This is a genomic window from Streptomyces sp. NPDC048185 (assembly GCF_043202495.1).
Classification (GTDB): domain Bacteria; phylum Actinomycetota; class Actinomycetes; order Streptomycetales; family Streptomycetaceae; genus Streptomyces.
Genome location: NZ_JBIDAN010000017.1, coordinates 143944 through 162569, shown reverse-complemented (window position 1 = coordinate 162569; position 18626 = coordinate 143944). Strand labels below are relative to the sequence as shown.

At 73.8% G+C, this 18626-nt stretch carries 18 protein-coding genes; 7 read left to right on the top strand and 11 right to left on the bottom strand.

Going from position 1 to position 18626, the window contains the following annotated elements:
* Positions 1–99 precede the first annotated feature (99 nt).
* Complete coding sequence (gene folP / locus ACGF3H_RS34825) at positions 100–960, top strand: dihydropteroate synthase (RefSeq protein ID WP_362487230.1); 861 nt, start codon at positions 100–102, stop codon at positions 958–960.
* A gap of 308 nt (positions 961–1268) precedes the next feature.
* On the opposite strand, the gene ACGF3H_RS34820 is transcribed toward folP, so the two are convergent.
* Both ACGF3H_RS34820 and dapE read right to left on the bottom strand, forming a co-directional pair.
* A complete protein-coding gene (locus tag ACGF3H_RS34820; protein WP_362486943.1) occupies positions 1269–2027 on the bottom strand; it encodes a TIGR00730 family Rossman fold protein in 759 nt (252 codons plus the stop codon).
* Between the two features lie 108 nt (positions 2028–2135).
* Complete coding sequence (gene dapE / locus ACGF3H_RS34815) at positions 2136–3215, bottom strand: succinyl-diaminopimelate desuccinylase (protein ID WP_362486945.1); 1080 nt, start codon at positions 3213–3215, stop codon at positions 2136–2138.
* A gap of 93 nt (positions 3216–3308) precedes the next feature.
* Here dapE and ACGF3H_RS34810 point away from each other — a divergent pair, with 93 nt between their 5' ends.
* Positions 3309–4286, top strand: a complete 978-nt coding sequence (locus ACGF3H_RS34810; RefSeq protein ID WP_362486947.1) for a heavy metal transporter — start codon at positions 3309–3311, stop codon at positions 4284–4286.
* A 310-nt stretch (positions 4287–4596) separates the two neighbouring features.
* Positions 4597–5004, top strand: coding sequence for an ATP-binding protein (locus ACGF3H_RS34805; RefSeq protein WP_362486949.1), 408 nt, complete (start codon positions 4597–4599; stop codon positions 5002–5004).
* 61 nt (positions 5005–5065) lie between these two features.
* Here ACGF3H_RS34805 and ACGF3H_RS34800 read toward each other — a convergent pair whose 3' ends face one another.
* Positions 5066–6157, bottom strand: coding sequence for a bifunctional succinyldiaminopimelate transaminase/glutamate-prephenate aminotransferase (locus ACGF3H_RS34800; protein ID WP_362486951.1), 1092 nt, complete (start codon positions 6155–6157; stop codon positions 5066–5068).
* Positions 6158–6273: 116 nt separating this feature from the next.
* Positions 6274–6594: a ferredoxin gene (gene fdxA / locus ACGF3H_RS34795; protein WP_003973842.1), complete on the bottom strand. Its 321-nt coding sequence runs from the start codon at positions 6592–6594 to the stop codon at positions 6274–6276.
* A gap of 140 nt (positions 6595–6734) precedes the next feature.
* On the opposite strand from fdxA, the gene ACGF3H_RS34790 reads away from it, so the two are divergent.
* Positions 6735–7763: a GNAT family N-acetyltransferase gene (locus tag ACGF3H_RS34790; RefSeq protein ID WP_362486953.1), complete on the top strand. Its 1029-nt coding sequence runs from the start codon at positions 6735–6737 to the stop codon at positions 7761–7763.
* Between the two features lie 83 nt (positions 7764–7846).
* Positions 7847–8701: a transglutaminase-like domain-containing protein gene (locus ACGF3H_RS34785; RefSeq protein WP_362486955.1), complete on the top strand. Its 855-nt coding sequence runs from the start codon at positions 7847–7849 to the stop codon at positions 8699–8701.
* Positions 8702–9047: 346 nt separating this feature from the next.
* Here ACGF3H_RS34785 and ACGF3H_RS34780 read toward each other — a convergent pair whose 3' ends face one another.
* The 7 genes from ACGF3H_RS34780 to mshB all read right to left on the bottom strand — a co-directional run bounded on the left by ACGF3H_RS34780 (position 9048) and on the right by mshB (position 16372).
* The gene (locus tag ACGF3H_RS34780) at positions 9048–9662 is read right to left on the bottom strand and encodes a response regulator transcription factor (protein WP_362486958.1); all 615 of its coding nucleotides are present in this window, start codon (positions 9660–9662) and stop codon (positions 9048–9050) included.
* The gene (locus ACGF3H_RS34775) at positions 9659–10825 is read right to left on the bottom strand and encodes a sensor histidine kinase (RefSeq protein ID WP_362486960.1); all 1167 of its coding nucleotides are present in this window, start codon (positions 10823–10825) and stop codon (positions 9659–9661) included. Before ACGF3H_RS34775 ends, ACGF3H_RS34780 begins: the two co-directional genes overlap by 4 nt.
* Positions 10822–11562 carry an ABC transporter permease gene (locus ACGF3H_RS34770; RefSeq protein ID WP_362486962.1) on the bottom strand — a complete coding sequence of 247 codons (741 nt, stop codon included), beginning with the start codon at positions 11560–11562 and terminating at the stop codon, positions 10822–10824. Before ACGF3H_RS34770 ends, ACGF3H_RS34775 begins: the two co-directional genes overlap by 4 nt.
* Positions 11559–12467: an ABC transporter ATP-binding protein gene (locus ACGF3H_RS34765; RefSeq protein WP_362486964.1), complete on the bottom strand. Its 909-nt coding sequence runs from the start codon at positions 12465–12467 to the stop codon at positions 11559–11561. The genes ACGF3H_RS34770 and ACGF3H_RS34765 overlap by 4 nt, the downstream gene beginning before the upstream one ends.
* 156 nt (positions 12468–12623) lie before the next feature.
* The gene (locus tag ACGF3H_RS34760; RefSeq protein WP_362486966.1) at positions 12624–14918 is read right to left on the bottom strand and encodes a hypothetical protein; all 2295 of its coding nucleotides are present in this window, start codon (positions 14916–14918) and stop codon (positions 12624–12626) included.
* Between the two features lie 156 nt (positions 14919–15074).
* A complete protein-coding gene (locus ACGF3H_RS34755) occupies positions 15075–15497 on the bottom strand; it encodes a DUF6113 family protein (RefSeq protein WP_362486968.1) in 423 nt (140 codons plus the stop codon).
* Positions 15494–16372 (bottom strand): N-acetyl-1-D-myo-inositol-2-amino-2-deoxy-alpha-D-glucopyranoside deacetylase, encoded by an 879-nt coding sequence (mshB, locus tag ACGF3H_RS34750; RefSeq protein WP_362486970.1) that lies wholly within the window; start codon positions 16370–16372, stop codon positions 15494–15496. The genes ACGF3H_RS34755 and mshB overlap by 4 nt, the downstream gene beginning before the upstream one ends.
* 150 nt (positions 16373–16522) lie before the next feature.
* On the opposite strand from mshB, the gene ACGF3H_RS34745 reads away from it, so the two are divergent.
* Complete coding sequence (locus tag ACGF3H_RS34745) at positions 16523–17008, top strand: MarR family winged helix-turn-helix transcriptional regulator (protein WP_362486972.1); 486 nt, start codon at positions 16523–16525, stop codon at positions 17006–17008.
* A 73-nt stretch (positions 17009–17081) separates the two neighbouring features.
* Positions 17082–18584, top strand: a complete 1503-nt coding sequence (locus ACGF3H_RS34740; protein ID WP_362486974.1) for an MFS transporter — start codon at positions 17082–17084, stop codon at positions 18582–18584.
* Positions 18585–18626: the final 42 nt, after the last annotated feature.

Genomic DNA, 18626 nt, shown 5'->3' with positions numbered 1-18626 from the left:
TCGCAGGCGGTCGAAGGACGCGGGCGGACACCGAAGAGCGGGACGTCGGAGCCGGAGCGGGACATGAGGGACGGTATGGGCGAGGAGATGTCACAGGGGATGCTCAGGCTGGGCAGGCGTGAGTTCGCGCCGCACGAGCCGGTGATCATGGCGATCGTGAACCGGACCCCGGACTCCTTCTACGACCAGGGCGCCACCTTCCGCGACGAGCCGGCGCTCGCGCGCGTGGAGCAGGCCGTGGCCGAGGGGGCCGCGATCATCGACATCGGCGGGGTGAAGGCCGGGCCCGGCGACGAGGTGTCGGCCGAGGAGGAGGCGCGGCGGACCGTGGGCTTCGTCGCGGAGGTGCGGCGGCGGTTCCCGGACGTCGTGATCAGCGTGGACACGTGGCGGCACGAGGTCGGCGAGGCCGTGTGCGAGGCCGGGGCGGACCTGCTGAACGACGCGTGGGGCGGTGTCGACCCGAAGCTGGCGGAGGTGGCGGCGCGGTACGGGGTGGGCCTGGTGTGCACGCACGCCGGCGGCGCCGAGCCGCGGACGCGGCCGCACCGGGTGACGTACGGCGACGTGGTGGCCGACATCCTCGAGGTGACGGTGGGGCTGGCCGAGCGGGCGGTGGCGCTGGGGGTGCCGCGGGAGTCGGTGCTGATCGATCCCGGGCACGACTTCGGGAAGAACACGCGGCACAGCCTGGAGGCGACGCGGCGGCTCGGGGAGATGGTGGAGACGGGGTGGCCGGTGCTGGTGTCCTTGTCCAACAAGGACTTCGTCGGGGAGACGCTGGACCGGCCGGTGAAGGAGCGGGTGCTGGGGACGCTGGCGACGACGGCGGTGTCGGCGTGGCTGGGGGCGCGGGTGTACCGGGTGCACGAGGTGGCGGAGACGCGGCAGGTGCTGGACATGGTGGCGACGATCGCCGGGCACCGGGCGCCTGCGGTGGCTCGGCGGGGGCTGGCATAGGCGGGGCGGGCGGGGCGTGGGGCGGGCGTGGGGGTTTTTCTCGCCCCCGCCGCCCGTACCCTTCCCGTCCCAGGGGCTTCGCCCCTTCGACCCCACCAGGGGCTCCGCCCCCGGACCCCGGCGGGGACTGCGTCCCCTGCACCCCTGCCGGGCTCGCGTCCCGGCAACGTGCCGGGCCTGCGTCCGCGTCGCGGGTGGGCTTACGTTCCCGTACCGTGCCGGGCTCGCCTCCCCGCACCGTGCCGGGCTTGCGTCCGCGTCGGGGGCGGGCTCGCGTTCCCGTTCCGTGTCGGGCTCGCGTTTCCGGGCTAGCGGCCCGCCTCCTTGGAGACCAGGGCGACGGCCTCGTCCACGTCGTCCGTGACGTGGAACAGCAGCAGGTCCTTCTCCGCCGCCTTGCCCTGGGCCACCAGGGTGCCCCGGAGCCAGTCGACCAGGCCGCCCCAGTACTCCGAGCCGAAGAGGACGATGGGGAAGCGGGTGACCTTCTGGGTCTGCACCAGGGTGAGCGCCTCGAAGAGTTCGTCGAGGGTGCCGAGGCCACCGGGCAGGACCACGAAGCCCTGGGCGTACTTCACGAACATCATCTTGCGGACGAAGAAGTAACGGAAGTTCAGCCCGATGTCGACGTACGGGTTGAGGCCCTGCTCGAAGGGCAGTTCGATGCCGAGGCCGACCGAGATGCCCTTCGCCTCCAGCGCGCCCTTGTTGGCCGCCTCCATCGCCCCCGGCCCGCCGCCGGTGATGACCGCGAAGCCCGCGTCGACCAGGCCGCGGCCCAGCCGGACGCCGGCTTCGTACTCCGGCGAGTCGACGGGCGTGCGGGCGGAGCCGAAGACGCTGATCGCGGGCGGGAGTTCGGCGAGCGTGCCGAAGCCCTCGATGAACTCGGACTGGATCCGCAGGACGCGCCAGGGGTCGGTGTGGACCCAGTCCGTGGGGGCACGCTCGTCCAGCAGGCGCTGGTCCGTGGTGCTCCCCTGGACCTGGTCCCGCCGTCGGAGGACAGGGCCCAGGCGCTGCTCCTCCGGCGGCTGCTTCTTGCCCTCCGGGTTGCCTGTAGGCATGTGCGCTCCCTCCGTGTGCAGGTGGTTCCACCTCAGCGTAGATCGACGCGGGTTACGTACGGGGGACCTCAGCATGTCCGGCACGCAGCGGTGTAAACCCGGAACGGATCATGCCGTCAGCCAGGACCGCAGTCGCTCCTCCCCCGCGAGGATCTTCGCCGTCTCGACGCGTTCGTCCCGCTTGTGCGCCAGGTGCGGGTTGCCGGGGCCGTAGTTGACCGCCGGAACGCCGAGCGCGGAGAAGCGTGACACGTCCGTCCAGCCGTACTTCGGCTGCGGGGTGCCGCCGACCGCCTCGATGAAGGCCGCCGCGGCCGGGTGGGACAGACCCGGCAGGGCCGCGCCGCTGTGGTCGTCGACCACGAACTCCGCCACCCCGCAGTCCTCGAAGACCTCGCGGACGTGGGCGAGGGCGTCCTCGGGGCTGCGGTCCGGGGCGTAGCGGAAGTTGACGGTGACCACGCACTCGTCGGGGATCACGTTGCCCGCGACACCGCCCGTGATGCCCACCGCGTTCAGGCCCTCGCGGTACTCCAGGCCGTCGATCACCGGGTACCGCGGCTCGTACGCCGCCAGGCGCGCGAGGATGGGGGCGGCGGCGTGGACGGCGTTGGAGCCCATCCAGCTGCGGGCGGAGTGCGCGCGCTCCCCCGTGGTCCTCAGCAGCACCCGCAGGGTGCCCTGGCAGCCGCCCTCCACCTGGCCGTCCGACGGTTCGAGGAGCACCGCGAAGTCGCCCTCCAGCCACTCGGGGTGCGCCTCGGCGACGTGCTTCAGGCCGTTGAGGTCGGCGGCGACCTCCTCGTTGTCGTAGAAGACGAAGGTCAGGTCGCGGTTGGGGGCCGGGACCGTGGCCGCGATGCGCAGCTGCACGGCGACGCCCGCCTTCATGTCGCAGGTGCCGCAGCCCCACAGGACGCCGTCCTCGTCCAGCCGGGAGGGGACGTTCTCGGCGATCGGCACGGTGTCGATGTGCCCGGCGAGGATCACGCGCTCCGTCCGGCCCAGGTCCGTGCGGGCCACGACGTTGTTGCCGTACCGGTCGACCGTCAGGTGCGGCAGGGCGCGCAGCGCGCTCTCGATCGCGTCCGCCAGGGGCTTCTCGGAGCCGCTCTCGGAGGGGAAGTCGACGAGCCGCGCGGTGAGCTCCGCGGCGTCCAGCGTGAGGTCAAGCGGGGTATCGGCCATGCCGTCGACCCTACCCGCCGGGTCACGGGCGGTGCCCTCCCGCATCATCCGCACCAGGGTCCCAGGAGCCCTACTCTCCAGTACCTTGTACGCGTGCTTGAGCCGTCCCCCACCCGCAAACGCCGCGGCCGCCTCCTCCGTGCCGGGGCCGCCTTCGTGGTCCTGCTCGCGGTCGCCGGTTACCTCACGGTCCAGTACGTCACCGGCGGCGCGCCGGGTTGCAAGGTCGTCTCGGGCGACGACGACCGTACGGCCTACGAGTTCACGCCGGAGCAGGCGGTGAACGCGGCGACGATCACCGCGGTGGGCACCGCGCGCGACCTGCCCGAACGGGCGGTGACGATCGCCCTGGCGACCGCGCTGCAGGAGTCCGGGCTGCGCAACATCGACTACGGCGACCGCGACTCGCTCGGCCTGTTCCAGCAGCGGCCCTCGCAGGGCTGGGGCACCGCGAGGGAGATCATGGACCCGGCCTACTCGGCGGGCGTGTTCTACGACCACCTGGCCGAGGTGCCCGGCTACACGCGCCTCCCCCTGACGGTCGCCGCGCAGCGCGTGCAGCGCAGCGGCTTCCCCGACGCGTACGCCAAGCACGAGCCGGACGCCACGCTGCTGGCGGCGGCCCTGACCGGGCGGTCCGCGGCGACGCTGACCTGCGAAGGGCGCCCCGGCGCGCACCGGGCGGAAGGGCCGGACGCGGTACGGGCGGCGCTCGTGCGGGACTTCGGGCGCGATGTGCTCCGGCCGGCCGGCGCGGAGGTGGGCGCTTCGACGGAGTCCGGCCCCTCGGCGTCCCCGGACGCGCGCGGCGGCTCCGACGGGCGGACCGTGACCCTGCCCGTGGGCGACGGCCACGGCTCGGGCACGGACCGGAGCGCCGAGCGGCGCGGCTGGCAGCTGGCGCACTGGGCGGTGGCCAACGCGTCCGCGCTGCGCATCGAGCGGGTCACCTACGCCGGCCGGCAGTGGACCGCCGGGAACACCGACAGCAAGTGGTACGCGACGGGCGGGACCGGCACACACGGTGCCGAACAGGGCACGGGTTCGGTCCGGATCACGTCCGCGCGGTAGTGCGAACCGTCCCCTGCGAGAGGTAGTCGCACCGGCATGAGGCCGGCGGTGTGCGCACGTTTTCGCGTCGTCACCCCGAAAACTCCCGGAACCCCGGAGAACAAAGAGCTGTAAGGATTCGGCAGGCTTTCCGGGCGGAGCCCTTTTGCCCGCTTTTCAGGGCAACCGATAATGCGACGCATTGCCAACTCTTTACGTCGCGCCGCCGCAACCTTCGCGGACTTCGAGCGGTAGTCACTGCGTCCGAGCCCGGCGTTCACCCGCCGGGCGAGGTCGGAACCTCATCGTTGACTTCCGTCGAAGGAGCATCATGTCCCTCCCCCTGACCCGCCGGATCGCCCGTGCCGCGCTGCTCGTCGCTGCGGGAGCGGCTGCCGGGGTCGGTGCGGCCGGCTCCGCCAGCGCGGCTCCCGGGCTGCCGGCCACCCCGAACCTCGGCGGGCTGACCGCGCTGGACGGGGCGACCGCGGACGGCGCCGTCCAGCACGTCACCAAGACCGCGGGTGACACCGGCGGCAAGGCCGTGAAGAAGGCCGTGCCCGCCGCCGGCAAGACCGGCGGCTCGGCCGTCAAGAAGGCCACGCCCGTGGCGCAGAAGACCGCGGGCGACGCGGCGTCCTCGGCCGGGGACCTCCTCGGCGACACCGCCTCGACGGCCACGAAGGGCGGGTTGCCGGCGGGCGGCGCGCTGCCGGCGCAGACGCTGCCGCTGCGCTGACGGCGGCTGCCGCCGGTCGGTGTGGCGACGGGGTCCGGGTTCCTGCCCGGACCCCGTCGCGCTACAGGCGGCTCACCGCTGCGGCCACGCGGGCGTCCGTGGCGGTGAAGGCGACGCGGACGAAGTTCTCGCCCGCCGGGCCGTAGAAGTCGCCGGGGGCCACGAGGATGCCGCGCTCGGCCAGGTGGGCGACCGTGTCCCAGCAGGACTCGTCGCGGGTGGCCCACAGGTAGAGGCTGGCCTCGCTGTGCTCGATGCGGAAGCCGTGACCGAGCAGCGCCTCGCGCAGGGCCGCGCGGCGGGCCGCGTACCGCTCGCGCTGGACGCGGACGTGCTCGTCGTCGCCGAGAGCGGCCACCACGGCCGCCTGCGTCGGCGCCGCGGTCATCATGCCGCCGTGCTTGCGGATCTCCAGGAGCGGGCCCAGGACGGCCGGGTCGCCGGCCAGGAAGGCCGCGCGGTAGCCCGCGAGGTTGGAGCGCTTGGAGAGGGAGTGGACGGCGACGAGGCCGTCGTAGGAGCCGCCGTTGACGTCCGGGTGCAGCACCGAGACCGGGTCGGCCCCCCAGCCCAGCTCGAGGTAGCACTCGTCGGAGACGACGAGGATGCCGTGCTCGCGGGCCCAGGCGACGATCCGGGCCAGCTCGGCCTGCGAGAGGACCTTGCCGGTCGGGTTGGACGGGGAGTTGAGCCAGAGGAGTTTCAGACCCGCCGGGTCCAGCTCGGTCGGGTCGTCGTACGCCTCGTACTCGGCACGGGCCAGGCGCGCGCCGACCTCGTACGTCGGGTAGGCGAGGCGCGGGAAGGCGACCCGGTCGCCGGGGCCGAGGCCCAGCTGGGTCGGGAGCCAGGCGACGAGTTCCTTGGAGCCGACGATCGGCAGGACGTGGCGGTGGGTGACGTCCCGGGCGCCGAGGCGGCGCTCGACCCAGCCGGTGATCGCGTCGCGCAGTGCCGGCGTGCCCCAGACGGTCGGGTATCCCGGGGAGTCCGCCGCGTCGATCAGGGCCTTCTGGATCAGCTCGGGGACCGGGTCGACCGGGGTGCCGACGGAGAGGTCGACGATCCCGTCCGGATGCGCGGCGGCCGTCTTCTTGTACGGCTCCAGCTTGTCCCAGGGGAAGGTGGGCAAGCGGTCGGAGACTGCGGACACGTTACTGGCTCACTTTCGTCGTGGGCGCCCGGTACGGCAAACGCCTCGGTCCCGTGCGGCGCCGATCGGGGTGACCGGGCCGTACGGGACCGAGGCGGCGCGCGTGCGGGCCGCCGTTACTGGTTCTGCGGCGGCAGCGCGGCGACGAAGGGGTGGTCGCGCTCGATCAGACCCAGCTTGCTGGCGCCGCCGGGCGAGCCGAGCTCGTCGAAGAACTCGACGTTCGCCTTGTAGTAGTCCTTCCACTCCTCCGGAGTGTCGTCCTCGTAGAAGATCGCCTCGACCGGGCAGACCGGCTCACAGGCACCACAGTCGACGCATTCGTCCGGGTGGATGTACAAGGACCGCTGGCCCTCGTAGATGCAGTCGACCGGGCACTCCTCGATGCACGCCTTGTCCTTCACGTCGACACAAGGCTGCGCGATGACGTAGGTCACGCTGTCGTTCCTCCTCGATAGGGCGCTGGCGGGCCTCCTCAGGCTCCGCCGCCTGGCGCGCGGGAGCGCGGCGTCGTCGATGCCCGCCCCTAGTATCTCCGTTCTTGGGCATGATCCGAACAGGAGGGGTGGACCGACCCGTGGAAATCTCTGCCGCCGGGCGACTCGAAGTCCGCATTACGGCTGCTGACGTGGGCAAACGAGTCTCCGTGCGGCGCTTGAGCGAACCTGGTGTCGCAGGTGAGAAGTTCACCGACACGGTCGGCGTTCTCACATCATGGGACAAGGGTGTGCTGCTGATCACACGGAAGAGTGGCGAGTCGGTCCGGATCGCGGAATCCACGCTGGTGGCGGGGAAGGTGGTGCCGTCCGCCCCGGCGCGTCGGCGTGGCCCCGCGGCGTCCTACGACGAGCTGGCGCGGGCCGCCGCGAGGGCCTGGCGGCCGGTGGAGAGCGAGTGGCTCGGTGAGTGGGAGCTGCGGGCGGCCGCCGGGTTCACCCGACGGGCCAACTCCGTGCTGCCGCTCGGCGATCCGGGGATGCCGCTCGACGACGCGCTGGCCGCCGTACGCCGCTGGTACGGCGAGCGCGGCCTGCCCGCGTACGTTCAGACCGCCACGGGGGCCGAGGGCACACAGGAACTGCTGTGCGCGGAGCTGGAGCGACGGGGCTGGGTGCGGGAGGTGACGGCGGAGGTGTGGACCGGCGGCCTGGCGCCGGTCGCCGACCGGGCCGAGGGGACCGGTGTGGTGCTGTCCCGGGAGGCCGGCGAGGCGTGGCTCGGCCGGTACCGGCGCAAGGGCCTGAGTGACGTGGCGCTGCGGGTGCTGAACAGTGGGCCGTCGGTGTGGTTCGCGACGGTGCCGGGGGCGGGGACGCCCGGGACGGAGGCGCCCGCCGCGATCGGGCGGTGCGTCGTGGACGGGCGGTGGGCCTCCTTCGCGGCCGTCGAGGTCGATCCCGGGCAGCGGCGACGGGGGCTCGCCACCGAGGTCATGGCCGCGCTGGCCCGGCGGGCGCTCGACGAGGGCGCCTCGGCGGCGTGGCTCCAGGTCGAGGAGGACAACGCGGGGGCGCGGGCGCTGTACGCCGGGATGGGGTTCTCGGCGCACCACGCGTACCACCACTACCGCGCGCCCGAGGGCGACGCGCGGGTGGAGCGGGGCTGAGGGCCGGCCGTCGTTCGCTGTTCGTCCGTCGTTCGCTGTTCGTCCGTCGTTCGCTGACTGCCGTGAGAGGGCACGAGCCCGATATGCGTCACCTTCCCCATCCGCCCCCGCCGGAGCGTTCCGCCGAGGTGCGGCGCCGGTTCGCCGAAGAGGCGCGGTCCGAGCGGCCCGATCTGTCGATGCTGTGCCTGCTGCTGGGCGCCGTGGCGGACGGCGGGCTGGACGAGGCGGGTCTGGACGCCGCGCAGATGGAGCTCGACCGGCTGGCCGGTCAGGTGCCGTTCCGGCCGGGTTCGCCGCGGGCCTGGGCGGTCGCGCTGCGGGACCTGCTCGGGGAGCGGTACGGGTTCCACGGGGTCGCGGCGGACTACCGGCGCCTGGAGTCGTCGTTGCTGCACGAGGTGCTGCGGCGCCGGCGGGGGCTGCCGATCCTGCTGTCGGTGGTGTGGCTGGAGGTGGCCCGGCGTGCGGGGGCTCCGGTGTACGGGGTCGCGCTGCCGGGACACTTCGTGGTCGGGTTCGGGCCGGAGGGTGACCGGGTGCTCGCCGATCCGTTCGACGGGGGGCGGGTGCTGAGCGGGAACGACGCGGAGGTGCTGGTGGCGGGGGCGACGGGGGCAGGGCTGGATCCGTCGATGCTGGAGCCCGCGGCGCCGTTGGACGTGGTGTCGCGGATCCTGAACAACGTGCGGGCGTGGGCGGCGGCCCGTCCGGAGCGGTCGGACGTGGGGCTGTGGGCGATCGAGCTGGCGCTGCTGTTGCCGTCGCATGCGGCGCGGTTGCGGTACGAGCGAGCGCAGTTGCTGGTGCGGCGGGGGGAGTTCGTGGCGGGGGCGGTGGAGTTGGACGCGTATGCCGACGTCGTCGGGGTGGTGGACGAGGGGGCGGCGGAGAAGGTGCGGGGGGAGGCGCGGGCGGCTCGGGCGTTGCTGAACTGAACGCCGGTCCGGTGAGCGGGGAGCGGGGCCCGCGGCCCGGCGCTGCGGGGTGCTGCCTGCGCCCACCCGTGCCGACCCTGGGGGCACCTCCCAGGCCGTTCAGGCACTGGGGGAGGCACGACTGCCCCCAGGCTGCGGGGCGGGGTGGGTGCACGACAGCCGCAGGCTGAGGGGGGGGCGGGGTGGGTGCACGCCAGCCCGCAGGCTGCGGGGAGGGCGGGGTGGGTGCACGACTGCCCGCAGGCTGCGGGGAGGGCGGGGCGAGTGCACGACTGCCCGCAGGCTGCGAAGGCGGGATGGGGCGAGTGCACGACTGCCCGCAGGTTGCGCCGGAGGGCCGGTGGGGCTACAGCCAGCCCTTCTCTCTTGCTATGCGGACCGCCTCCGCTCTGTTGCGGGCGGCCAACTTCTGGATGGCTGTGGAGAGGTAGTTGCGGACCGTGCCCTGGGACAGATGGAGGGCCTTGGCGAGTTCCGCGTTGGTGGAGCCGTCGGACGCGGCGCGCAGGATCTCGCGCTCGCGGTCGGTCAGGGGGTTGGCCCCCTCGGCGAGGGCCGCCGCCGCGAGGGTGGGGTCGATGACCCGCTCCCCCGCCAGCACCTTACGTACGGCCTCGGCCAGTTGGGCCGCCGGGGCGTCCTTGACCAGGAAGGCGTCCGCGCCCGACTCCATGGCGCTGCGCAGATAGCCGGGGCGGCCGAAGGTGGTGAGGACGATCAGCTTCACCGACGGGAGCTCGCGGTGCAGCAGGGCCGCCGCCTCGATGCCGGTCGCGCCCGGCATCTCGATGTCCATCAGCGCCACGTCCACGCCGTGTTCGCGGGCGGCCGCCAGTACCTCGTCGCCGCGCGCCACCTGGGCGACGACCTCGATGTCCTCCTCCAGGCCGAGCAGGGCGGCCAGTGCCTCGCGGACCATGGCCTGGTCCTCCGCCAGCAGGACCTTGATCGTGGGGCTCATGCCCCGGATCCTACGTCCGCGACCGCGCCGGCCGGCACGCGGGCGACCAGCCGGAATCCGTGCCGGACGCGGCCGGACTCCAGCTCGCCGCCCGCCTTCTCGAGGCGCTCGGCCAGTCCGGTCAGCCCGTTGCCGGGGGCCTGCGCGGGTCCGGGGCCGCCGGAGCCGTTGTCCTCCACCGACAGTTCGAGCACGCGCCCGTCGAGGGTGTGGCGCGTGAGCAGCTCCACCGTGCAGCGTCGGGCGCCGCTGTGCCGGACGACGTTGGTGACCGCCTCGCGCAGGGCCCAGGCGAGGGCCGACTCGGACTCCTCGGGGACCCCGGTGAGATCCGGTTCGGCGGGCAGCTCCGGGACCACGCCGGCGGCGGTCAACGCGACCTGTGCCCCGGCGAGTTCGGCGGTCAGGCGGGCACGCCGGTAGCCGGTGACGGCCTCCCGGACGTCGACGAGGGCCTGGCGGCTGACCTGTTCGATGTCGGCGACCTGCTGGGCGGCCTTGTCCGGGTGGCCGGGGAGCATGCGGCCGGCCAGTTCGCTCTTCAGCGTGATCAGGGACAGCGAGTGGCCGAGCAGGTCGTGCAGGTCGCGGGCGAGCCGCAGCCGTTCCTCGTTGGCGGCGAGGTGGGCGACGGTGGCACGGGCCTCGCGCAGCGCGATCGTCGTCCGGATCAGCTCGCGTACGCCGGTCATGGCGAAGCCGCCCAGCAGCGCCGGGAGCAGCAGGCCGGCGATGAAGGAGGTCCCGCCGGGCACCGCGAGCGCGAGCGCCGTCAGCAGGGCCGAGGCGCCCGGGATCGTCCAGCGGGCCAGCCGCAGCGGCAGGGCGGCACCGGACGCGATCGACACGTAGACGAACAGGACGAGCCACTCGCGGCCCAGGGTGAGGGCGAGGACCGTGGACTGGGCCGCGAGGACGGCCAGGGAGCCGAGGACGACGCGGGTCCGGTCGCCGCGGCCGGTGCGGAAGAGCAGCAGCATGTACCAGGTCACGAAGACTAGGAGACCGAGCCAGCCGAGGATCTGGACACCCACGGCGTGACCGCCGTGCAGCAGGTCGCTGACGGGGGCGCCCAGGTAGGCCAGCCAGATGGCGGTCCACATGACCTTGACGGCCTGCTGCCTGCGGTTCTCCGGGCGTTGCCCGATGCCGACGCCGCTCACGCCTTCAGCGTGTCCTTCCGGTAGAGCCACGCCGCGCCGCCTGTGAAGAGCACGAACGAGACGGCGAGGACGGCGAGATCCTGTGCGTGCGGGGCGTGACTCTGTTCGATCGCCTGCCCCAGGGCAGCGTACGCGTGCGTGGGCAGCCATTCGGCGATCTTCTGGAGCCAGCCCGGGAACGTGGTCGTGGGCATCCACAGGCCGCCGAGCATGGACAGGCCGAAGTACACGATCATCGTGATCGGGCGGACCGCGTCCCCGCTCGCCAGGTAGCCGATGGCGACGCCGAGCGCGGCGAAGACCAGGCTGCCCGCCCAGATGGCACCGGTCAGGGCGAGCCACTGCCAGGCGTCCAGGCGTACGCCCTTCACGGCCGCGGCGACGACGAAGACGATGACGATGGAGGGCAGGCTGACGACGGCGGCGCTCGCGGTCTTGGCGAGGACGTAGCCGCGGCCCGGGAGCGCGGTCAGCCGCAACTGCCGTACCCAGCCGCTCTCGCGCTCCTTGGCGATGCGTTCGCTGTTGCCCATCAGTACGGCGGTCAGCGCGCCGAAGGAGGCCATGGAGACCATGAAGAAGGTCGGCAGGGTCAGGCCGGTGCCGTCGACCTCGGTGGTGGCGTCGGCGCTGCCGGCGATGAGCAGGAACAGGGCCGAGGGGTAGATCACCGAGAAGAACAGGAACTTGCGGTTGCGCAGGGCGCGGGTGAGTTCCAGCTTGATCAGGCTGTTCACGGCTGCCTGGCCTCCTCTGCGGCGGTGATGGCGACGAAGGCCTGCTCGAGTCCGAGGCCGGCGACCTCGAGATTGCGGGGGTACAGGCCGAGGCCGTACGCGGCATGGACGGTGGCGTCGGCGTCGGAGGACTGGATGCGGACGGCCCGGCCGGACACGGTGAGGGACGTCAGGAACGGCAGTGCGCGCAGCGCCTGTTCGTCGATCGCGCCTTCGAGGTCGAAGGAGATCCTGCGGGCGCCGGCCCTGGCCTTGATCTCGGCGGCGGTGCCGTCCGCCAGCAGCCGGCCCCGGTGCAGGACGAGCACCCGGTCGGCGATGGCGTCGGCCTCCTCCAGGTAGTGCGTGGCGAACAGGACCGTGCGGCCCTGGTCGGCCTGGTCGCGCATGGTGGCCCAGAAGGCCTGGCGGGCGGTGACGTCCATGCCGGTGGTGGGCTCGTCCAGGACGATCAGGTCGCTGTCGCCGGCGGTGGCTAGCGCGAAGCGGACGCGCTGTGCCTGGCCGCCGGAGAGCTTGTCGACCTTGCGGTCGGCGATCTTCGTGAGGCCGGCCCGGGCCAGGACGTCGGCGGCCGGGTAGGCCCTGGGGTGCAGCGCGCAGCCGAGCCGGACCAGTTCGGCGACGGTGATCTCGTCCATCAGCCCGCCGCTCTGCAGCATCGCGCCCACGCGCCCGGCGACGATGGCCTCGCGCGGGCCGGTGCCGAAGACCCGGACGGTCCCGGTGTCGGGCTGCTTGAGGCCGAGCAGCAGGTCGAGGGTGGTCGACTTGCCCGCCCCGTTCGGCCCCAGCAGGGCCACGGTCTGGCCGGGGCGCAGGGTGAGCGTCAGGCCGTCGACGGCGCGGACGTCGCCGTAGCTCTTGGTCACCCGGTCGAAGCCGACCGCCTCTGTCGTCGTCATGGCAGCCATCGTGGCCGCCGCGGCCGGGTGCGCGGCAGTGTCGGCGGTCCGGAATGGCGGATGACAGATGTCATACGGCACCCGTTCCGGGCGCGGGCACGGCGAAGGGGGCCGCCCGGCGCCTGCCGGGTGCCCCCTTCGCGTGCGGGCCGTGCGTCAGCTGGGGTCGGTGTCGATGACCCCGACGCGGTTGCCGGTGCTCTTCAGCGCCGGGCGCAGGGCGCCGATCACGTCCTGGACGGTGACCGGGGTCTTCTGGCCGGTGGCGCGGGTGATGAGCACGCCGTCGAAGGTGTCGCCGTACAGCTCCTTCAGGGCGGCCTGGTCGTAGTACTCGACCAGCTTGCCGTTCTGCGGCTTGACGGCGAGGAACTTCCACAGCGACTTGCCGGGGCTGAAGGAGACCGTGTGCACGGCGTCGGTCCGGACCGTGACCAGGCCGGACATCGCCGGTTCGGCGAACTCCTTCATCATCCGGTCGACCTCCGCGTCGGAGACGGTCGGCTGCCGGTCGGTCGTCGGCACGTTCACCGCGGTGGAGGCGCCGGTCTCCACCTGGGCGCGGTACGCCTTCTCCACGGCGTCGGTCGACTTGGCCACGTCGATGCCCTTGCCCGCCTTGCCGTACACCGGGACGGCCTTGCCGGACTCGAACCTGATCGTGCCCTCGGTCGCCGTGCCGGCGCCGCCCGCCGCGTCCTGGAGGGCGGCGTGCAGCTTCTCCTCGTCGACGGGCATCACCGGGTCGACGACACGGTGGTTGCCGAAGAGCGAGCCGATCACGGAGACCGGGTTGTAGTCGCTGGTCGCCGCAGCGCTGGCCGTGGCCTGGGTGTCGAACTGGAGCCCCGCCTGGTCCGGCTTGAGGGAGATGCCGCCGCCGCCCACCGTGAGCTTCAGCGGCTTGTTCACCCGGTCGCCGAGGGCGGCGTCCAGCTTCTCGACGGCGTCGTCGCGCGAGCCGCCGCCGATGTCGACGCCGAGCACGGTGGTGCCCTTGGGGACCTCGGAGTGGTTCATCAGCAGGCCGGCGCCGTAGGCACCGCCGGCGACGACGATCAGGCCGCCGACGAGCAGGGGGAGCTTCCCGCGGCCCTTCTTCCTGGCGGCCGGCTTGGCGGAGCCCGCCGGGGGCGCGGGGGCCGGCGCGGGTGCCTGCGGGGGCGTGTGCGGGCGCGGTCCGTCGGGGGACCCCGCGGGGAACGGGCCGTTGCGGTCGCCGGGTACGACGGGGATGCCGCTGGTGACGGTGTTGCCGGAGACGTTGTCCGGGTTGCCGTGGCGGGCGCCGTCCGGCGGTTCCGGGGCGGGGCGCTGCGGGGTGAGGATCGCGGTGTCGTCGCTCAGCCCCCCGCCGGGCCCGGGACGCGCGCCGGGGCCGTCACCGGGGCCCTGGGCTCCGCCCGGAGCGCCCGGTGCGCCTGGTGCGCCGAGGGTGCCGGGGCCGTGCAGGCCGGTGGGTGCGGGGCCGCGCCGGCCGTCGGGCCGTCCGGGTGCGCCCGGTCCGCCGAGCGGGGGCACCGGCGGGCCGTCGCCGGTGACCGGGCCGGTCGTCGGGCCCGCGGGCGCCTGGGCGCCACCGAAGGCGGCCTGTCCGTGCTGCCGGTTCCGGCCGGTCCGTGCCTCCGGTCCGCCGGGGAAGCTCTGCTCGCCCCGCCCGTCCTCCGGGGAGAACGGCAGGTCGTCACGGCCGCGTTCGGCGGGGCCGTCGCCGCCCGGGCGCGTCCCGTTGCCGCCGAGCGGTCCTCCCGCCAGCGCCTCGGTCACGTCGAAGGAACCGGTGCCGCCGCCGTGTCCGGGCGCCACGGGTCCGCCGGTCGCGCCGGGCAGGCCGGCGCCGTTGGTGGAACCGGAACCGGACCGGGAACCCCCCGGCACGCTCATGGAGCCGACCACGCCACCGGGACGGCCGCTCCCGCCGCCCGGCCGCGCACCGGCGCCCGTGCCGGCACCCGGGGACGCCGGACCAGGACCGGTGCCCGGGCCGGCGCTGCCGGCTCCGGAACCACCGGGCAGACCGGCACCGTTGGTGGAACCGCCGCCCTGACCGCCCTTGCCCGGCGCGGACTTGCGGGGCGCGAACCAGTCGCTGGTCGGCTTGTCCTCGGCCGGCTGGGCGGGCTCGGCGGGAGCCTCGGCGGTGTTCGCGGGCGCGGCGGCACCCGGCTGGGGGTGCTCGGCCGTCTCCGGGTCACCGGCGTCGCTCCCGGCGTCCGCGACGGGCTTGCGCACGACGACCGGCGGAATGGGCCGCGACCCGGGGATGTTGATCCGGATCCGGGTCGTCAGCGTCGTCTCGGTCTTGCGCTCCTCCGGCCGCGTGGCCGAACGGCCCGCGTCCGCACCGGCACCGGAAGCCACGGGGGTCCCGTAGGGCGGGGTGCCCGACGGGTACGCGGCTCCACCGCGCCCGTGGGGCCCGGAGGACGGACTGTCAGTTTCACGACTCAAGGCAGGTTCTCCCGGTTGGCTCCGCCGCCCGGCGCACCAGAAAGCGGGCGGCCCGGCGGCGCGCACCACCATACTGGCCACTTCTCACGCGTATCCCGTGACTGTCGGGGAAACCCACACCGGACTCGCACGCCCGTGCCACGGCGAAGTAGTACGTCATTTGCCAAGTCGGGCGCCGCCGCCGTGCGGTTGCCGAACCGGCGCGAGGGTGGCGCACATCACAGCGACGGCGATACCGCCGAGCAGGAAGAGGTACGAGCCGCTGCCCGCGGCGAAGACGAAGTCGCCCTCCGGGCGGCTGGCGGTGAGCAGCACCACGGCGACGGCCCAGCCGACGGCGGGTGCCACGGCCGCGCCGCGGCGGCCCACGGCCCGGCCTGCGCCGAGGCAGAGTCCCGCCTCGGCGGCCAGCGCGAGCAGCAGTCCGCCCGGGAACCAGGCCGGCTGGACGAGTGCTCCCGCCACGCCGGTCAGCGCGCCGAGGACGAGGAGCCCTAGGTAGAGGGCGGCCCGCCCGGGGGACGGCGGCCGCAGCGGCTGTGCCAGGGCGGAGGTCGTCGGCTCGTTACGTCCGCTCACGACGCCTCCCCGGTCCCGGTTCCGGCGAACAGGTCACTCTCGCGCCCGTCCCCGTCACCGGCCCGCTCGCCGCGCACCAGTTCGTAGTACTCGGTGGTGAAGAGGGGCTGGGCCAGTTCGTTGGAGAGGACGAAGTACGGCTCGGCCACGGTGATCTGCGTGGCGTGCGCGCGCATGGCCGCGGCCTTGGCGGCGGCGTGCGGGGTGCCCTCCGCGCGGATCTCGGTGGTGATCCGCCCGTCGTCCACGACGCCCGGCACGTCCTCGACGCCGGCCGCCTTCTCGAACGGCAGGCCGGGCAGGTCCTCGCGGAGCCGGGCGAAACCGTCCTCGGCGACGGTGCGCGGTACGCGGTTCCAGTAGACCTTGGCGACCGGGCAGCCCGCGTCGGCCGCCAGCTCCACGGCGCGCATGGCGATGCGGTGGGCCTGGATGTGGTCGGGGTGGCCGTAGCCGCCGTCGGGGTCGTAGGTGACGAGGACCTGGGGGCGCACCTCGCGGATCACCTCGACGAGGAGGGCGGCGGCCTCGTCGAGGTCCGCCTGCCAGAGGCAGCCGGGGTCGTCGTTGTCGGGCAGGCCCATCATTCCGGAGTCGGCGTACCGGCCGGGCCCGCCGAGCAGCCGGAAGTCGTCGACGCCGAGCGCACGCATCGCCTCCGTCAGTTCGCCCCTGCGGTGCCCGCCCAGGGCGGCCCCGGTCAGGTGCGCGAGCCCGGGCGGGATGACCTCGCCCCGCTCGCCGAGGGTGCAGGTCACCAGGGTCACGTGGGCGCCCTCGGCCGCGTACCTGGCCATGGTGGCACCGTTGTTGATCGACTCGTCGTCCGGGTGCGCGTGCACCAGCAGCAGACGCCGGGCGGGGAGATCCTTCATGGGGCCACCCTATGAGGCCGCGGGCCCGTCCTCGTCATGCGGGAGACCGTCCGTGGGGACGGTCCGGGGCGGGAGCGCCTCGGCAGCCCCGCCCTGAAAGTCCCCTACCGGATAATCCGCCACGGAACGACGGCGCCTACGCTGGCGGACATGACCGCCATGACACCCTCGCGGACCGAGCCCGACCTGTCGTTCCTGCTCGACCACACCAGCCACGTCCTGCGGAGCAAGATGTCCGCCGCTCTCGCCGAGATCGGCCTGACCACCCGCATGCACTGCGTGCTCGTGCACGCCCTGGAGGAGGAGCGCACCCAGATCCAGCTCGCCGAGATCGGCGACATGGACAAGACCACCATGGTGGTGACGGTGGACGCCCTGGAGAAGGCGGGCCTGGCCGAGCGCCGCCCTTCCCGCACGGACCGGCGGGCCCGGATCATCGCCGTCACCGACGAGGGCGCCCGTGTCGCCGGACGGAGCCAGGAGATCGTCGACCGGGTGCACCGCGAGGCCCTGGCCACGCTCCCCGACGGGGAGGCGGACGTCCTGCTGCGGATTCTCGGCCACCTGGTCGGCGACGGCCTGGCGACCCCCGTCGAGGCTCCGCGCTCCGCGCGCCGGGCACGGCAGCCGAAGTAGAGCCGAAACAAATAGTCTGCAACAAAACCATCTGCTACGGTCTCCCCTGTCGCCTCGACCGACAGGAGAGCGCATGTCCGCCATATCCGGCCCCGCACCGTCGCCCGTCCCTCCCGCTCCTCCCTCCGACCCGCGTACGCGCCGGCTCGCCCTCGGGGTCATCGCCACCGGGATGCTGATGATCGTCCTCGACGGGTCCATCGTGACCGTGGCGATGCCGGTCATCCAGAACGACCTGGGCTTCACCCCCGCCGGCCTCAGCTGGGTCGTCAACGCCTACCTCATCGCCTTCGGGAGCCTGCTCCTGCCGGCCGGGCGGCTCGGCGACATGATCGGCCGCAGGCGCGTGTTCCTGGCCGGCATCGCCGTCTTCACCGCCGCCTCGCTGCTGGCCGGCGTGGCCACGTCGCCCGCCGCACTGATCGCCGCCCGCTTCCTGCAGGGCGTCGGCAGCGCGATGGCCTCGGCCGTCGGTCTGGGCATCCTCGTGACGCTGTTCACCGAAGCCGGGGAGCGCGCCAGGGCCATCGCCGTGTTCAGCTTCACCGGCGCGGCGGGCGCGTCCATCGGGCAGGTCCTCGGCGGGGTCCTCACCGACGCGTTCACCTGGCACTGGATCTTCTTCATCAACCTGCCGATCGGCATCGCCGCCCTCGCGATCGCCGTACGCGTCCTGCCCCGTGACCGCGGCGCCGGCTTCGGGGCGGGTGCGGACGTTCCCGGCGCGGCTCTGGTCACCGCAGGTCTGATGCTCGGCATCCACACGGTCGTCAAGGCCGAGGAGTACGGCTGGGGCTCGGGGCGCACCCTCGGTTCCGGCGCCCTCGCCGGTGCCTTGATCGCCGCGTTCCTCGCCCGTCAGGCGACCGCGAGGAACCCGCTGATGCCGCTGAGGGTCTTCCGCTCGCGCAGCGTCTTCGCGGCCAACCTGGTCCAGGTCCTGATGGTCGCCGCGCTCTTCTCCTTCCAGGTCCTCGTCGCCCTCTACCTCCAGAAGGTGCTCGGATACGGTGCCGCCGGGACCGGCCTCGCGATGCTCCCGGCGGCCGCCGTCATCGGCGCGGTCTCCCTGGGAGCCTCGGCACGCCTCAACGCCCGGTTCGGTGAGCGCAACGTCCTGCTGGCGGGCATCGTGCTCCTCGTCGGCGTCCTCGGGCTCCTCACCCGGGTGCCCGTCCGCGCCAGTTACCCCGTCGACCTCCTGCCGGTCATGCTGCTCGCCGCGGGCTTCGGCCTCGCGCTGCCGGCCCTGACCGCGCTCGGCATGTCCGGCGCGGACGAGGAGGACGCCGGACTCGTGTCCGGCCTGTTCAACACGACCCAGCAGATCGGCATGGCCCTGGGCGTCGCGGTCCTGTCCACGCTGGCCGCCGCCCGCACCGAGCGCCTGGCGGCGGACGGCCGGACGGCCGCGGAGGCGCTGACCGGCGGCTACCGGCTCGCCTTCGCGGTGGGCGCGGGCCTGCTGGTCGCCGCGTTCGCCGTCGCCTTCACCGTGCTGCGGCGCCCCGAGCGGGAGGCCGCCCGGGAGCCGGCCGCCGGGGCACCGCGCCCCGGCCGCTCCCCGGCCGCCTGAACCGCCCCCTCGTCCCCCTCCCGACCGCAGGAAGGCCGATCA

What these genes read in the sequence shown, in the direction of transcription:
- folP (WP_362487230.1), top strand. Translation starts at nt 100, where the DNA reads ATGCTCAGGCTGGGCAGGCGTGAGTTCGCGCCGCACGAGCCGGTGATC.
- ACGF3H_RS34820 (WP_362486943.1), bottom strand. Translation starts at nt 2,027, where the DNA reads ATGCCTACAGGCAACCCGGAGGGCAAGAAGCAGCCGCCGGAGGAGCAG.
- dapE (WP_362486945.1), bottom strand. Translation starts at nt 3,215, where the DNA reads ATGGCCGATACCCCGCTTGACCTCACGCTGGACGCCGCGGAGCTCACC.
- ACGF3H_RS34805 (WP_362486949.1), top strand. Translation starts at nt 4,597, where the DNA reads ATGTCCCTCCCCCTGACCCGCCGGATCGCCCGTGCCGCGCTGCTCGTC.
- ACGF3H_RS34785 (WP_362486955.1), top strand. Translation starts at nt 7,847, where the DNA reads ATGCGTCACCTTCCCCATCCGCCCCCGCCGGAGCGTTCCGCCGAGGTG.
- ACGF3H_RS34780 (WP_362486958.1), bottom strand. Translation starts at nt 9,662, where the DNA reads ATGAGCCCCACGATCAAGGTCCTGCTGGCGGAGGACCAGGCCATGGTC.
- ACGF3H_RS34765 (WP_362486964.1), bottom strand. Translation starts at nt 12,467, where the DNA reads ATGACGACGACAGAGGCGGTCGGCTTCGACCGGGTGACCAAGAGCTAC.
- mshB (WP_362486970.1), bottom strand. Translation starts at nt 16,372, where the DNA reads ATGAAGGATCTCCCCGCCCGGCGTCTGCTGCTGGTGCACGCGCACCCG.
- ACGF3H_RS34745 (WP_362486972.1), top strand. Translation starts at nt 16,523, where the DNA reads ATGACCGCCATGACACCCTCGCGGACCGAGCCCGACCTGTCGTTCCTG.
- ACGF3H_RS34740 (WP_362486974.1), top strand. Translation starts at nt 17,082, where the DNA reads ATGTCCGCCATATCCGGCCCCGCACCGTCGCCCGTCCCTCCCGCTCCT.